At 68.6% G+C, this 12,585-nt stretch carries 17 protein-coding genes and 1 pseudogene; 10 read left to right on the forward strand and 8 right to left on the reverse strand.

Translation table 11 applies throughout. The features are described from left to right. Positions 1–250: pseudogene (locus DMH01_RS39580) on the reverse strand (HNH endonuclease); the annotation flags it as partial. A gap of 104 nt (positions 251–354) precedes the next feature. Beyond that, positions 355–1,050: a methyltransferase domain-containing protein gene (locus DMH01_RS43595; RefSeq protein WP_125684162.1), complete on the reverse strand. Its 696-nt coding sequence runs from the start codon at positions 1,048–1,050 to the stop codon at positions 355–357. 28 nt (positions 1,051–1,078) lie between these two features. Here DMH01_RS43595 and DMH01_RS39590 point away from each other — a divergent pair, with 28 nt between their 5' ends. After that, complete coding sequence (locus tag DMH01_RS39590) at positions 1,079–1,459, forward strand: MerR family transcriptional regulator (RefSeq protein ID WP_125684164.1); 381 nt, start codon at positions 1,079–1,081, stop codon at positions 1,457–1,459. A 25-nt stretch (positions 1,460–1,484) separates the two neighbouring features. On the opposite strand, the gene DMH01_RS39595 is transcribed toward DMH01_RS39590, so the two are convergent. After that, positions 1,485–2,072, reverse strand: a complete 588-nt coding sequence (locus DMH01_RS39595) for a DUF305 domain-containing protein (protein WP_125684166.1) — start codon at positions 2,070–2,072, stop codon at positions 1,485–1,487. A gap of 48 nt (positions 2,073–2,120) precedes the next feature. Continuing rightward, positions 2,121–2,492, reverse strand: a complete 372-nt coding sequence (locus DMH01_RS39600; protein ID WP_125684168.1) for a DUF6153 family protein — start codon at positions 2,490–2,492, stop codon at positions 2,121–2,123. A 95-nt stretch (positions 2,493–2,587) separates the two neighbouring features. Here DMH01_RS39600 and DMH01_RS39605 point away from each other — a divergent pair, with 95 nt between their 5' ends. Next, positions 2,588–3,634 (forward strand): winged helix DNA-binding domain-containing protein, encoded by a 1,047-nt coding sequence (locus tag DMH01_RS39605; RefSeq protein WP_125684170.1) that lies wholly within the window; start codon positions 2,588–2,590, stop codon positions 3,632–3,634. Here the strand turns inward: DMH01_RS39605 and DMH01_RS39610 are convergent. Then, entirely contained in the window at positions 3,627–4,784 is a 1,158-nt protein-coding gene (locus DMH01_RS39610) for an epoxide hydrolase family protein (protein ID WP_125684172.1), read from the reverse strand. The two genes, DMH01_RS39605 and DMH01_RS39610, sit on opposite strands and share 8 nt — an antisense overlap. A gap of 78 nt (positions 4,785–4,862) precedes the next feature. Between DMH01_RS39610 and DMH01_RS39615 the strand changes: the two genes are divergently transcribed. The 5 genes from DMH01_RS39615 to DMH01_RS39635 all read left to right on the forward strand — a co-directional run bounded on the left by DMH01_RS39615 (position 4,863) and on the right by DMH01_RS39635 (position 8,053). Next, the gene (locus DMH01_RS39615) at positions 4,863–5,255 is read left to right on the forward strand and encodes an NUDIX hydrolase (RefSeq protein ID WP_125684174.1); all 393 of its coding nucleotides are present in this window, start codon (positions 4,863–4,865) and stop codon (positions 5,253–5,255) included. A gap of 177 nt (positions 5,256–5,432) precedes the next feature. Next, complete coding sequence (locus DMH01_RS39620) at positions 5,433–5,876, forward strand: single-stranded DNA-binding protein (protein ID WP_125684176.1); 444 nt, start codon at positions 5,433–5,435, stop codon at positions 5,874–5,876. Positions 5,877–5,960: 84 nt separating this feature from the next. Next, positions 5,961–6,989, forward strand: coding sequence for a polyprenyl synthetase family protein (locus tag DMH01_RS39625; RefSeq protein WP_233621853.1), 1,029 nt, complete (start codon positions 5,961–5,963; stop codon positions 6,987–6,989). A gap of 36 nt (positions 6,990–7,025) precedes the next feature. Beyond that, positions 7,026–7,334, forward strand: a complete 309-nt coding sequence (locus tag DMH01_RS39630; protein WP_125684180.1) for a cupin domain-containing protein — start codon at positions 7,026–7,028, stop codon at positions 7,332–7,334. Positions 7,335–7,426: 92 nt separating this feature from the next. After that, positions 7,427–8,053, forward strand: a complete 627-nt coding sequence (locus DMH01_RS39635; RefSeq protein WP_125684575.1) for a TetR/AcrR family transcriptional regulator — start codon at positions 7,427–7,429, stop codon at positions 8,051–8,053. Here the strand turns inward: DMH01_RS39635 and DMH01_RS39640 are convergent. After that, positions 8,043–8,993, reverse strand: a complete 951-nt coding sequence (locus DMH01_RS39640) for a hypothetical protein (RefSeq protein WP_125684182.1) — start codon at positions 8,991–8,993, stop codon at positions 8,043–8,045. The two genes, DMH01_RS39635 and DMH01_RS39640, sit on opposite strands and share 11 nt — an antisense overlap. Positions 8,994–9,273: 280 nt before the next feature. Between DMH01_RS39640 and DMH01_RS39645 the strand changes: the two genes are divergently transcribed. After that, positions 9,274–10,143: a hypothetical protein gene (locus DMH01_RS39645; RefSeq protein WP_125684184.1), complete on the forward strand. Its 870-nt coding sequence runs from the start codon at positions 9,274–9,276 to the stop codon at positions 10,141–10,143. Here DMH01_RS39645 and DMH01_RS39650 read toward each other — a convergent pair. Together DMH01_RS39650 and DMH01_RS39655 are read right to left on the reverse strand one after the other, a co-directional pair. Then, complete coding sequence (locus tag DMH01_RS39650) at positions 10,140–10,703, reverse strand: hypothetical protein (RefSeq protein ID WP_233621854.1); 564 nt, start codon at positions 10,701–10,703, stop codon at positions 10,140–10,142. The genes DMH01_RS39645 and DMH01_RS39650 overlap by 4 nt on opposite strands. Before the next feature lie 57 nt (positions 10,704–10,760). Further along, positions 10,761–11,273, reverse strand: coding sequence for a DUF664 domain-containing protein (locus DMH01_RS39655; protein WP_125684185.1), 513 nt, complete (start codon positions 11,271–11,273; stop codon positions 10,761–10,763). 99 nt (positions 11,274–11,372) lie between these two features. Between DMH01_RS39655 and DMH01_RS39660 the strand changes: the two genes are divergently transcribed. Further along, positions 11,373–11,714: a helix-turn-helix transcriptional regulator gene (locus DMH01_RS39660; RefSeq protein ID WP_034324421.1), complete on the forward strand. Its 342-nt coding sequence runs from the start codon at positions 11,373–11,375 to the stop codon at positions 11,712–11,714. Positions 11,715–11,723: 9 nt separating this feature from the next. Next, positions 11,724–12,548 carry an SMI1/KNR4 family protein gene (locus tag DMH01_RS39665; protein WP_125684187.1) on the forward strand — a complete coding sequence of 275 codons (825 nt, stop codon included), beginning with the start codon at positions 11,724–11,726 and terminating at the stop codon, positions 12,546–12,548. The last annotated feature ends 37 nt before the right edge of the window (positions 12,549–12,585 follow it).

The following is a 12,585-nucleotide window of genomic DNA, read 5'->3' on the forward strand; positions in this document are numbered from 1 at the left end:
GAGCGTCCACAACGGACAGAGCGAACGCGACCTCCTGCACCACACTCGACGCCCCACCACGGTGCCGATTCAGCTGAGCCAACGCGCGGAACCGGACCGCCTCCAACCGCGCGATCCCCTCCGACGCCGCGACAGCCGCGTCGACAGCATCACCGTCCCCCAACGAATCCAGCCCGGCATTGACCTCCTTCACCACATCAGAAGCAGTGATTTCCTTGAGTAGCGCCACAGTGGCGTTGAGAGTGTCCACACACAGAAGCTACAACCGACCACCGACAGTTTCCGGGCCAGTGCGAGTTTCCATTACACCGCAACGATAACCACATCAGTCGCCGATTTTCGGCGACGGCCGCCTCACACCACCCCGGAAGCCAAGAACTGCGGCACCGCCACATCACCGACCTGATCCGCCAGCCAGATCTCCCCTTCCGCCAAGGAAACCGCCCCCACCCGAACCGCGACATCCACCAGCCCGCGCAGGAAAGACTCCCCTCCGAGGAACCCGACCACTCCCTCGACCGACACCTCACGAAACCCGTTTCCGGTGAGCAGCCGCCGGAATCCACGCGCGATCCTGGGAGCGGTGATCGTCGAAGCCCGCGCGCGCACGATCTCCCGAGTAAGCGCCGGATAGGAGGAATCGATCACCAGCGCCTCCCAGTCGGGCCCGGACAACACGATCCGTCCACCAGGGGCCAGAACCCGCCGCGCTTCGGCGAGGGCGGCGTCGGGTTCCGCGAGTTCATGGAACACCTTGTCCGCCCGATAGCCCGCGAATCCACCGTCGACCGGCAACGCGTAGGCGTCCCCGATCAGGAAATCCCGATCGGGTGAACGCCTCCGGGCCTCGTCCACCATCTCGGCCGAAAGGTCGACACCGACGGCGCGGAAACCCAGCGCCGACATCTCGGCTACGGCAAGCCCGGCACCACAGCCGACGTCGATCACGGCGGAGCCGGGTTCGAGCCGGAGCAGTTCGTAGGTCCGGGCCCGCAGTTCGGCGGCTCCCGGCAGGGCATCGGCGGCGTCGAGCCGCTGCAACATGGACATACCGGAGATCGTCCGGCTTAATGTCGACATGAAGTCAAGTACCTTGAGCGTCGGCGAGGTCGCGGAGCGCTTCGGCCTGGCGACGCACGTCTTGCGCCACTGGGAATCCGTCGGCCTCCTCAAGCCGGCGCGGGCGGGCGACCGGCGGCGGTACGACGACAACGACCTCTACCGGATCGCGATCATCCTGCGCTCGAAGGAAGCGGGCCTGAGCCTCGACGGCATCCGCGAGATGTTCCGCGAGCCCAGCGAGCGCGAAGCGATCCTCAAGCACCATAAGAAGGAACTCGAGCAACGGATCGCGGCCGCGCAGGCCTCGCTCAGGATCGTCGACTGCGCGCTCGGGTGCGAGCACGACGACTTCACCCGATGCGTGCACTTCCGGGAGGCGGTGGCGCGGGCCGGCTGATGTCGGCCCGCGCCACCGTCCCGGCTCAGCCGAGCAGGGCGCGCATCTCGGTGATCTCGGCCTGCTGACCGTCGATCACCTTCTGTGCCAACGCCTTCACCTCGGCGTTGCGGCCCTGCTGCAAGGCGGTCTTCGCCATCTCGAGCGCGCCTTCGTGATGTTTGACCATCATCTCGAGCCACTGCTTGTCGAACGCGGCGTCCTTGGCTTTGCCGAGTTTCTCCAGATCACCCTCGGTCATCATGCCGGACGCCGAGCCGTGTCCGGAGTGCTCGCCCGACGGCGCCGCTCCCCAGCCTTTCAGCAGTCCGTTCAGCTGCTGGATCTCCGGATCCTGCGCCTTCTGGATCCTCGCGGCCAGGTCGACGACCTTCGCGTTGCGAGTGCGGCCGTCGACGAGTTTCGCCATCGCGAGCGCCTGTTCGTGGTGCGGGATCATCCCTTGCGCGAACGTGACGTCGGCCTGGTTGTGGCCTGCCTGCTGGGGATCCGGCGCCTTCACCGTGGACATGGTGTGTCCGGTGGAAGCGGTGTCGGAGCTGGCACAGCCGGTGAGCACGGCGAAGGAGGCCAGGGCGGCGAGCGCGGCCCCGACCAGTTTCCTGCTGGTCATGGTTCTTCCTCTGAATCGGTTTCGGGCAGGGCGGGACGAACCCGCCTGTCACACCCGCAACACGCAAAGAAGCGACAATCTTTCGGGCACCGGTCTCCAGCGCGGCGGGTCACGGCCCGACGCCGAACCGCCGCGAGGGCGCGACGTCCAGGTCGCCACCGTCCGCCCGTTCCGGACGAGCAGCCAGGAGACGATCAGCAGCACGGCCGCGGCGAGCACCGCGAGACACAGGTGCAGTCCATTGTGTCCACCGTCGTCGTGCGAAGGCGTGTCCGCGCAACACGGATCCGCCATCGCGACGGCGGAGTGCCCCGGGTCGTGGCCGGATTCTGCGACGACGTGGTGCATACCCACCAGACCCAGCGCCACCACGCACAACAACAGCCACCGCAGGGCGGCCGGGTACGAGGATTGGGTCACGGCTCCACCGTAGCCGGATTCGGCGCGGCGCCGGACGGTGGGGTTTCCGGGGTCACGCACACCGAACCGGCGCACGCTCATGAGATCGTCAACGGGTGACACTGTCCGACGACGACATCCGTGCCGTCCGCGCCCGCGCGCAACTGCTGACCGTGCCTGCCACCGACGTGCTCTCCGTGGTCCGCTCCGTCGCCGCGGTCCAGGCGCAGTCGACGCCCGCCGCCCGGCTCGCGATCCGGGCCCGTAGCCGGGGGCTGACCGCTCCGGACGTCGACGCGTCCCGCGCGGTCACGCGCACCTGGCTGATGCGCAAGACGCTCCATCTCGTGCCGACGGCGGATCTCCGCTGGCTGAACCGGCTGTTCGGCCCGCGCAACGTCCAGGCGGGGCAGGGACGGCGCAGGCAGCTGGGCCTCACCGACGAACTCTGCGAACGCGCGCTCGGCAAACTCCGGGATCTCCTGCCGGGCGAGGCACTCACGCGGCAGGAGATCCTGGACCGCCTGGCCGCCGAGGGCATCGTGCTCGACGCGAGATCCCAGGCACCGGCCCATCTCCTGGCGTACGCGGCCAACCGCGGACTGTTGTGCCGAGGCCAGGACTCCGGGTCGGAGCCGACGTACGTGCTCCTCGACGAATGGGTCACCGAGAGCCGCACGCCGGACGAACCGCATACGGAACTCGCCCACCGGTACCTGACCGCCTACGGTGTCGCGACCGCCGAGGACTTCAGCGCCTGGTCCGGGCTCCCGCTCGGCCTCTGCCGCAAGGCTTTCACCTCGCTGGACCCCGTTCCCGTCGCCGATGGCTTCGCCCTCTCGGAGACCGATCTGTCCGCTCCCCCGTGTCCCCCGCGTCTGCTCGGCGCCTTCGACACGTACCTGCTGGGCTACCGTGACCGCGGGCTGCTCCTCGACCCGGCCGAGGCGGAACGTGTCAACTCCGGCGGCGGGATGATCGCGCCGACCGTGCTGATCGACGGCCGGATCTCCGGAACATGGCACACCAAGCGGACCGCGAAGCTGACGAAGGTCGTCGTGGAGCCCTTCGCCACGCTTCCGCGGTCCGCCATCGCCGGACTGGAGTCCGAAGTGGACGATCACGGCCGCTTCCTCGGGGAAACGGCCGTCCTCGTCATTTGAGGGAGCGGAAGAACTCCCGCACGTCCGAAACCAGGATCTCGGGCTCTTCCAACGCCGCGAAGTGCCCGCCGCGATCGACGTCGGTCCACCGCACGATCGTGTGAGCGTCCTCCGAATACCGCCGGATCCCGACGTCGTGCGCGAAGATCAGCGCCGCCGTCGGCACGCCGGAGTTCTTCTCGACGGCTCCCCAGGTTTCCGCCTGCGCGTAGCCGACGTAAGCCGATGAAGCGGCCGTGCCGGTGAGCCAGGTGAACATCACGTTGGTCAGCAGCCGGTCCTTGTCGATGATCTCTTCCGGCAAGGTCGGGCGCGGATGCGTCCACTCACGGAACTTGTCCATGATCCACGCCAGCTGCGCGACCGGCGAGTCCACGAGTCCGTAACCGAGGGTCTGCGGCCGCGTCGACTGGATCGCGATGTAGCCGAACTCCTCCTGCATGAACGCCCCGATCCGCTTGATGCGATCGCGTTCGACGTCGGTGAGCGAAGCGAGTTCCTCCTCCGACAACGACATCGGCGGCATCGGGGTCAGCCCGCCGTTGACGTGCACGCCGATCACCTTGTCCGGCGCGGACCTGGCCACCTCTGGCGACACGGAAGCGCCGAGGTCGCCGCCCTGCACGCCGTAGCGCTCGTACCCGAGCCGTCGCATCAGTTCCGCCCATGCCCGGCCGATCCGCGGCATGGTCCAGCCGGAATCCGAGACAGGGCCCGAAAAACCGAAGCCGGGCAGCGACGGGATCACGAGGTGGAACGCGTCCGCCGGGTCGCCGCCGTACGCCTTCGGATCCGTGAGCGGGCCGATGACGTCGAGGAACTCCACGACCGAACCCGGCCAGCCGTGCGTGAGGATCAGCGGCGTCGCGCCGGCTTCGGGCGAGCGGACGTGCAGGAAGTGGATCCGCTGGCCGTCGATGACCGTGGTGAACTGCGGATGCCGGTTGATCTCGCGTTCGGCGGCACGCCAGTCGTAGCCGTCGCGCCAGTATTCGGCGAGTCCGCGCAGCCAGGCCACCGGCACTCCGGTGTCCCAGCCGTCGCCGGGGAGCGGAGCGGGCCAGCGCGCGCTGTCGAGCTTCGCGTGCAACTCGTCCAGCTGCTCCTGCGGGATGTCGAGGCGGAAGGGGCGGATCTCGGTGTTTTCCATGAAGCCCACGTTACGAGGCATTGCGGACAGTTTCGGTCCTCAATCGGGCGGCCTTTTCGGATACGGGAAGATGCGCTCGTGACGGACAAGTACTTGGCCTATGGCAGGCTCATCCGCGACGGGAAGATCCTCTTCATCCGGCGGCGGCCGGGGTCCTTCCTCGGCGGACGCTGGGAACTGCCGGGCGGGACCGTCGAGCCGGGCGAGCGGCCCGACGAGACCGTGGTCCGCGAGTTCGCCGAGGAGACCGGGCTGACCGTCCGCGTGACCGGCGAACGCGGCACCCACAGCTGGGACGACGTCGCGGGCAGGCCGATGCGGATTCACGCCACGGTGTACACGCTTTCCGAAGAGACCGCGGGCGAAGTCGTGCTCGATCCCGAGGAACACGACGCTTTCGCCTGGCACACCAGGGAAGAAGCCACTGGACTCGACCTCGCCGAGCATTTCCGGCGAGCGCTGGAGGACTGACTTCGATCCTCTCCTGTCATGAAAGGGCCGTTCAGGACACTTTTCGTCTTGAACGACCCTTTCCTGACATCCGGCCGCCACGGGACGCCGGAAACTGTCGTACCCCGGTGATCTCCTCTTCACAGGCGACAGCGGGCCCGGCCAGGGCCCGCGCGCGGATCAGAGGAGGAAAGTCCCATGGCCGGAGAAACGGTGCTCACGGTGATCGGCAACCTGACGACCGACCCGGAGCTGAAGTTCACCCCGTCCGGAGCGGCGGTCGCGAACTTCACGGTCGCGTCGACACCCCGCGTCCTGGACCGCGCGAGCGGGGAATGGCGCGACGGAGACCCGCTGTTCCTGCGCTGCGCGCTGTGGAAGCAGGCCGCGGAGAACCTGGCCGAATCGCTCACCAGAGGGACGAGGGTCATCGTGCAGGGCAGGCTGAAACAGCGATCGTTCGAAACCAAGGAAGGCGAGAAACGCACGGTGGTGGAGCTCGACGTCGACGAGATCGGCCCGTCGCTGCGGTATGCCACGGCGAAGGTGAACAAGGCGGGCCGGAGTTCGGGCGGCACGCAGTCGGACGGGGCCTGGGAGCGAACGCCGGTGCCCGCCGGAAACCCGGAGCCGCCCTTCTGACCCGGCGGTTTCCCTCTCGGGAGGGAGCGATCTCCCTCCCGGGCGCCATGCGGTCGCGCACCTCCGGCTCGGATGCTGGAGGTCGTGAACACGACCAGGATCGTCACGGAACTCGGCCTGGACCCGGCCGTCGATCGGCACGTGGAGTTCGCCGCCGAACTCCGCACCGGGCTCGCCCGGGTCGAAGAGAGACTTCAGGAGGTGTTGCGCAGCCCCGGTTGCCCGGAACTGACCGAAGCCGCCACCCATCTCGTCCGCGCGGGCGGGAAAAGGCTCCGTCCGTTGATGGCGTTGGCCGCGGCGGCGTTCGGCGACGGGCGAGGCGACGCGATCTCGGCGGCCGCCCTCGTCGAGCTCGTCCACGTCGCGACGCTCTATCACGACGACGTCATGGACGAGGCGCCGATGCGGCATGGGGTCACCAGCGCGAACTCCTTGTGGGGCAACAAGAAAGCCGTCCTGATCGGTGACTACGTGCTCGCCTGCGCGGCACGGGTCGGCGCCGGGCTCGGCGACTACGCGTTGCGTTCGCAGGCGAAGACGTTCGGCAGGCTCGTACGCGGCCAGTTCCTCGAGACGACCGGGCCGTTCGAGGACTGTGGCCGGCACGCGCCGTACGAACACCACATCCAGGTGATGGCCGACAAGTCCGCGTCGCTGATCGCGATGGCGGGCAGGCTCGGCGCGCAGGTGTCGGGTGCGGATGAGCGGACCATCGAAACGTTGGGCCAGTACGGCGAACTGATCGGAGTGGCGTTCCAGATCTCCGACGACGTCCTCGACATCTCCGCGTCCACCACCGACCTCGGCAAGTCCGCGGGCACGGATCTCCGTGAAGGCATCGTCACCTTGCCGATGCTCCACGCGCTCGACGACGAAGGTCCCGGCGCCGCTCGCCTGCGCGAGATCATCGGCCACGGACCGGTTTCCGATCCGGTGGTCCGCCAGGAGGCGCTCAGGCTCCTTCGCGAATCCGCCGGTGTCGTGCGCGCGCTCGCCGAAGCCCACGGGTACGCCGCCAAGGCGAGAGACCTGGCGCTGAGCCTTCCCGACCGGCCCGCCAGGGCGCTGTTGGTCGGCCTTTCGGCGTTCGTGGTCGACCGCGGCGAGTAGCCCCACGGCACCCGTGACCAGGGCTAGAGTGGCGGAATGACCACCGAAACCCTGGGAAACGTCGAGGGCCGCGACATCGGCTCCGGAGTCTCGATCATCCGCGAGCGGACCGACGTCGACGGTTCCGGACCGAGGCTGCACCAGCATCCGTATCGCGAGACGTTCGTCGTCATCCGTGGCCGGGCCAGGTTCACCATCGGGGACACCGAACGTGAAGGAGGGGCGGGCGACGTCCTGGTCGTGCCCGCGGAGACCCCGCACAAGTTCGCCGTGATCGGGCCGGAAATCTACGAAGCCGTCCACATCCACGAAAGCGACCACTTCATCACCGAGTGGCTCGAGTAATTCTGTCGGGCGCAAGAAAACCCTTTCCCGGGCTAGAATCCGACGACGTGCTCGTGGACGGCGGGCACCCGAGGCGACGGGAACCGGGAACTGTGACCGACGTGGCGGACCGCAGCGGTGACGAAACCCGCCAGGTGGACAGATTCGGCCAACGGCGCGCGCAGCTGGCGAGGTCGGCGCTGGTCACGTTGTCCGAGCTGGGCTACGCGCGCACGAGCCTGCGGGAGATAGCGCAGAACTCCGAGTTCTCCCACGGGGTCCTGCACTACTACTTCCGGGACAAGGCCGAGCTGATCACCTACTGCGTCAAGCAGTACAAGGCCGAATGCGTCACCCGGTACGACCGGATAGTCGAAACCGCCGAAACGGCCGAAGAACTGAGAACGGCCTTCGGTGCGGCGACCGCGGCCACGCTGCGGGAAAACGCGCGGCTGCACCGCCTCTGGTACGACCTGCGCAACCAGAGCCTGTTCGAGAAGCTGTTCCAAGCCGACGTTCTCGCCATCGACGAGACACTCGAACTGATGATCTGGCGGGTCGTCTCCCGGTACGCGGAACTCCTGGGCGAACCGGCGGATTTCTCCTCGTCGACGACGTATGCGCTCTTCGACGGCCTGTTCCAGCAAGGCCTGCTGAAACACCTCGCCGGCCGGGAGGACGCGGCGAGGTGCCTTCAGGATTCGGTGGAGCAGGTACTGGCCCGGCTCTTCACCACTTGATCGTCGGGTACCAGATGACGCCCGTCCGGCCCAGCACGCGCAGGTCCCAGTACAGCAGCGTGAACGTGCCGGCGACCAGCAACGCGGCACCGGTCACCACGGCGATCCTGGTCGGTTGCGCGAGCATCCATCGTTGCAGCCGCCCGCCCGTGCCGTGCGTGAGCAGAAGGAACAACAGCGCCATCACCAGGATGTTGCCGACCGACTGCAGGGCGAACGCGGCGGCGCCGTAGAACACGTTGTGGCTTTCGGCCGCGCTGCGGAACATCATCCGGAACAGCGGGAACGGCCTGCCGATCAGGAAACCGCCGATGAGCGCGCCCATCAGCACGAGCGGCGCGGGCGGGAACCGGCGGGTGAGCCCGGCGATCGGGTTGCGGACGATGCCGACGGAAGCCAGGCCCAGCACGATGAACACGATCCCGATCACGCCGTAGACGATCATCGACTGGATGTTCCGCGGGCTGAGCCCACCGGACGACGAGGCCGTCGAGAACTGCGGCATCCGGGTGCCGACCAGCGCGACGATGACGCCGTACACCACGGAAACCGTCAGCATTCCCGCGGCGATCCAGCCCAGTGGCCTCAGCGTGTCCGCGAACTTCGGCCGCCCGGAGGTCCGTCCGCCGACAAGGGGGGCGACGGCGCCGAAAGCGGCGATGTTGCACGCGGTGAACGTTCCGGCCAGCCCCGAGACGAACGCGAAGAACGTTCCGGCCAGCACTCCGCCGATCGGGGTCGCCTTGGCGTCGTGTCCCAGCAGGGTGTTGGCGACACTGTCCCCGATCACACTGTCCACAAAGGGCGCCGACCAGACCACGGTCAGCGCGAATCCCGCCAGGACGGACCAGAGGACCACGCGCCAGCGGTGTTCCGGATACGGTCCGGAGCCGAAGAAACTCGCCTGCGGTGAAACGGGAACGCGTTCGGTGACGGACATGCGGTGCCTCCAGCGGCCGATGACTTCCCCCTGATCACCATCGTTGTTCCGCCATCGGGAGGAAGCCACCTCCAAAGTGCCGATCTCTCCTTGGTCCGACCGGCTCCGGGCAACCCGGATTCACCGGTCCGGCGGGTGTCGCCGAAGGGCCCGATCCGCTAGTGGCCGGATAACCCCGAAAAGGTGAAAGCTCCGGAATCTCGTGGGATCATCGGCTGACGCGTACGGCAGCATGGCCACCCGATCCGGCCTTGACCGGCCACTGACCCTGCGGAGGGCGATGGACTTCGACGAAGTCGCGGACGAGCTCTACGCCGGCGATCCGGCCGAGTTCGTGTCGGTGCGCAACCAACGGGCGAAAGAGGCCAAGGCCGCGGGGGACCCCGCCTTGGCCGAGCGTATCCGCGCCCTGCGGAAGCCCACGCTCGCGGCCTCGATCCTCAATCGCCGGGCGGGCTCCCCCGAACTGGCGGAGCTGGCCAAGCTCGGCGACGACCTGCGCAAGGCGCATTCGGCGCTGGCCGGGGCGGACCTGCGCAAACTCGCCCGGCGGCGGCAGGAGCTGGTGAACCGGGTCCTGCGGGACGAACGTTCGATGAGCGAGCCGGTCACGCGCGAAGTCGAAGCCACCCTCGAAGCCGTCGTGGCCGATCCCGAGGTCGCGGCGCTCGCCCTGGCCGGGCGGCTGAGCAGCGGGGCGGACAGCACCGGCGACCAGTGGCTGACCAGCGGGTTCACTCCGCAACCGCAGCGGAAGCCCGCGCCGGAGCGCGAAAAGCCCGCCACCGTGTCGCATTTGGACGATCGACGGAAGGCGAAGCAGAAAGCCGCCGAGGAGGCCGAGCAGGAGCGGATCGCCGGGGCCCGCGAAGAGGCCGAACGTGAAGAGAAGCGCGTGGCGGAGTTCAACCGGCTCCGGCGCGAGGCCGCCGAACTCGCGAAGGCCTGCAAACAGGCGGAGATCGACGTGACCCGCGCCGAACGCCGGGCGGAGAAGGCCACGGAGAAGGCGAACGAGCTCCGGCGGCGGCTCGCCGACGCCGAACTCGAGGAAGAGACGGCGAACGGTGAGACCTCGGCCGCGCAGACCGTCTTGGACGATCTGCGCGCCGAAGCCGAGCGCATCGACGAAGCCCTCAAGGAGTTCTAGGCAGGCTGCCGGTCACGGACCCGGGTGGCGGTCACCCTGCGTCCGTACGGGGTCTTGCCGCCCGGCTTGTACACCGACAGCACGGTCATGGTCACGTACATCGTCGTCGACACGATGATCGGGTAGAACCCGTCCACGCGCCGCCCCGCCTCCACGAACACACCATCCAAAGTGGACTCCGCGGCGGCCGCCAGTTCCCGGATGCCCGGCAGCAGTGAGAACAGCGTCAGCCCGGCGGCGACCAGGGTCAGGACCAGTTTGATCGCGACCCACTTGTACCGGACCAGGCCCCATTTCGTGCCGAGACTGAGCACGATCCCGCTGACCAGCGCGGTCATGCTGACCGGCAGCAGGAGATAGCCGCCGATCTGGTCCATCATCAGGATGGCCGCGTGCTGGCGGCGGGCGTCGTCGGTGAACACCGAGGTGAAGGTCAGGACCGCGTTCACCATGGTGATCCCGAGCCAACCGAGTGACGAAACGACATGGACGACGAGGACGAGTTTCCGCCACCGCGGGGTGAGCGTCATCGGCGGTCGCCGCACTGTGGAAGTACTCATGCGACCAGTGTTTCCGCGGGCGGCGTTCCCGTCGTCCGTCGTGGAGCGGCACCTCGCCTACGTATCGCGGAGTACGAGCCCCCGGACGTACGCCGCCTGCCCGGCGTGCTGGAGATCGTCGGAAAGCACGCTGACCAGGCGAACCCCGAGGGTGACGGGCGGATCCCACGCCTCGTCGACGATACGGTCGAGGTCGGCTTCGGCCAGTCCGGCGGCCCACGCCGTCGTCGCTTCGTGCACCGCGTCGTAGTAGCCGGTCAGCAGGTCGGTGGAACCGACACGGACCGCCTCGACGTCCTCGGGGCGATGTCCGTATCCGATGTCCGACGCCGGGAAGGGCAGCGAGAAGCGGCCCATCCAGTCCCGCGCGCTCCAGATCTGCTCGGTGCCCATCAGGCCGGCGACGTGATCGTCCTGCACCCGGGTCAGATGCCAGACCAGCCAGGCGATCGTGTTCGCGCCCGGCGCCGGGCTCGCGGTCAGCTGGTCGGCACTGAGCCCCTCGACGGCGTCGTGCACGACCTCTTGGACGCGGCCGAACCCGTCGGCCACCACTTCGGCCAGTTTCATCGAATCCCCTTCCTGCGTCTTCCGCCCACGATGCCACCGCAAGGTGACCCCTGCCTTACAACCTTGACTTATATAAGCCCAGGCCGTGATAGTTGCCGGATGCACGCGTTCGACGTCCTCGGGGATCCGGTGCGCCGCCGGATCCTGGAACTGCTGGCGGGCGGGGAACAGAGTTCCGGCGACGTGACCGCGGTGGTCCGCGCCGAGTTCGGGATCTCGCAGCCCGCGGTCTCCCAGCATCTGCGCGTCCTGCGCGAAAACGGCTTCACCACCGTCCGTGCCGAGGGCGCGCGACGGCTGTACTCGGTCGATCCGGGCCCGCTCAAGGAGATCGACGGCTGGCTGGACCAGTACCGGCGGTTCTGGACCGGTCCGCTGGACGCGCTCGCCACCGAGATCGCCCGCGGCCGCCGCGAACGCCGGAAGGCCGCCGAAGACTAGGGTCGGCCCATGCGCAAGGGGTGGGGGCGTGCCGTCGTGATCGCCGTCGCGAGTGTCGTCATCGTGCTGGGGCTCGTCTTCGCGGTCACGGTGCGTGGCGGGCGGGACCAGGGTGCGCAGTGGTACCCCGCTGCCCCGCCGACGACACCGCGCACGCCGTCCTACTCGACCGCCGCGCCCGCGCCCACGACCCGGCCGACACTCACCGTCGACAGCGGTTGCCGCCTGGGACAGGGCCCGGCCACGCTCGATCCCGTCCCCGCGGCGACCACCCGCCGGGTGAACGCCGCCTGGGACCGCGTCGAGCGGTGGCTCAAGACCCACGCGCCGACGACGGCGGCGAGCCTCCGCCCGCCCGCGACGTTCGCGCGGATCGCCCAGACGCAACGGGAGACCGGCGTCCCCCTGCCCGCCGAACTCGTCGCCTTCCTGCTGCGCCACGACGGCGTTTCGGGCGTCGGCGAAAGTTTCGCCCTGCCCCCGTTCCACCACCTCGCTTCCACCGAAACCATCGCGAGCCAAGCGAAGGTCATGTGCGAAGTACTGATCTCGAGCGGGTGGGACGACAGCGTCGGCTCGTGGTGGCACGGGCGCTTCGTGCCCGTCGCCGTCGACGGCGGTGGCGACGGGCTGTTCCTCGACCAGCGCACCGGAACCGGGCGGCTCGGCGACTGGAACCACGAGGGTTCGGTGAGCTTCGATCACCGGCCCGCGACCCTGACCGAACTGCTGGAGCAGACCGCGACCGCGCTCGAAACCGGCGGGCCCGCCGACGGCGGCTACCGGCCGGTCGTCACCGGAAACCGGGCGCTGGACTGGGAGTTCCCGCGCTGAGGTGCGCGGGCGCGTCGACTGTCGGACCCCGCCCCTA

Origin of the sequence: Amycolatopsis sp. WAC 04182 (assembly GCF_003947465.1) — a bacterium.
In the GTDB taxonomy this organism is placed as follows: domain Bacteria; phylum Actinomycetota; class Actinomycetes; order Mycobacteriales; family Pseudonocardiaceae; genus Amycolatopsis.

Excerpts from the sequence above, each read along its gene's own strand:
- DMH01_RS43595 (WP_125684162.1), bottom strand. The coding sequence starts at position 1,050 with ATGTCCATGTTGCAGCGGCTCGACGCCGCCGATGCCCTGCCGGGAGCC.
- DMH01_RS39665 (WP_125684187.1), top strand. The coding sequence starts at position 11,724 with ATGCGCAAGGGGTGGGGGCGTGCCGTCGTGATCGCCGTCGCGAGTGTC.
- DMH01_RS39590 (WP_125684164.1), top strand. The coding sequence starts at position 1,079 with ATGAAGTCAAGTACCTTGAGCGTCGGCGAGGTCGCGGAGCGCTTCGGC.
- DMH01_RS39640 (WP_125684182.1), bottom strand. The coding sequence starts at position 8,993 with ATGTCCGTCACCGAACGCGTTCCCGTTTCACCGCAGGCGAGTTTCTTC.
- DMH01_RS39595 (WP_125684166.1), bottom strand. The coding sequence starts at position 2,072 with ATGACCAGCAGGAAACTGGTCGGGGCCGCGCTCGCCGCCCTGGCCTCC.
- DMH01_RS39645 (WP_125684184.1), top strand. The coding sequence starts at position 9,274 with ATGGACTTCGACGAAGTCGCGGACGAGCTCTACGCCGGCGATCCGGCC.
- DMH01_RS39655 (WP_125684185.1), bottom strand. The coding sequence starts at position 11,273 with ATGAAACTGGCCGAAGTGGTGGCCGACGGGTTCGGCCGCGTCCAAGAG.
- DMH01_RS39650 (WP_233621854.1), bottom strand. The coding sequence starts at position 10,703 with ATGAGTACTTCCACAGTGCGGCGACCGCCGATGACGCTCACCCCGCGG.
- DMH01_RS39610 (WP_125684172.1), bottom strand. The coding sequence starts at position 4,784 with ATGGAAAACACCGAGATCCGCCCCTTCCGCCTCGACATCCCGCAGGAG.
- DMH01_RS39630 (WP_125684180.1), top strand. The coding sequence starts at position 7,026 with ATGACCACCGAAACCCTGGGAAACGTCGAGGGCCGCGACATCGGCTCC.
- DMH01_RS39620 (WP_125684176.1), top strand. The coding sequence starts at position 5,433 with ATGGCCGGAGAAACGGTGCTCACGGTGATCGGCAACCTGACGACCGAC.
- DMH01_RS39660 (WP_034324421.1), top strand. The coding sequence starts at position 11,373 with ATGCACGCGTTCGACGTCCTCGGGGATCCGGTGCGCCGCCGGATCCTG.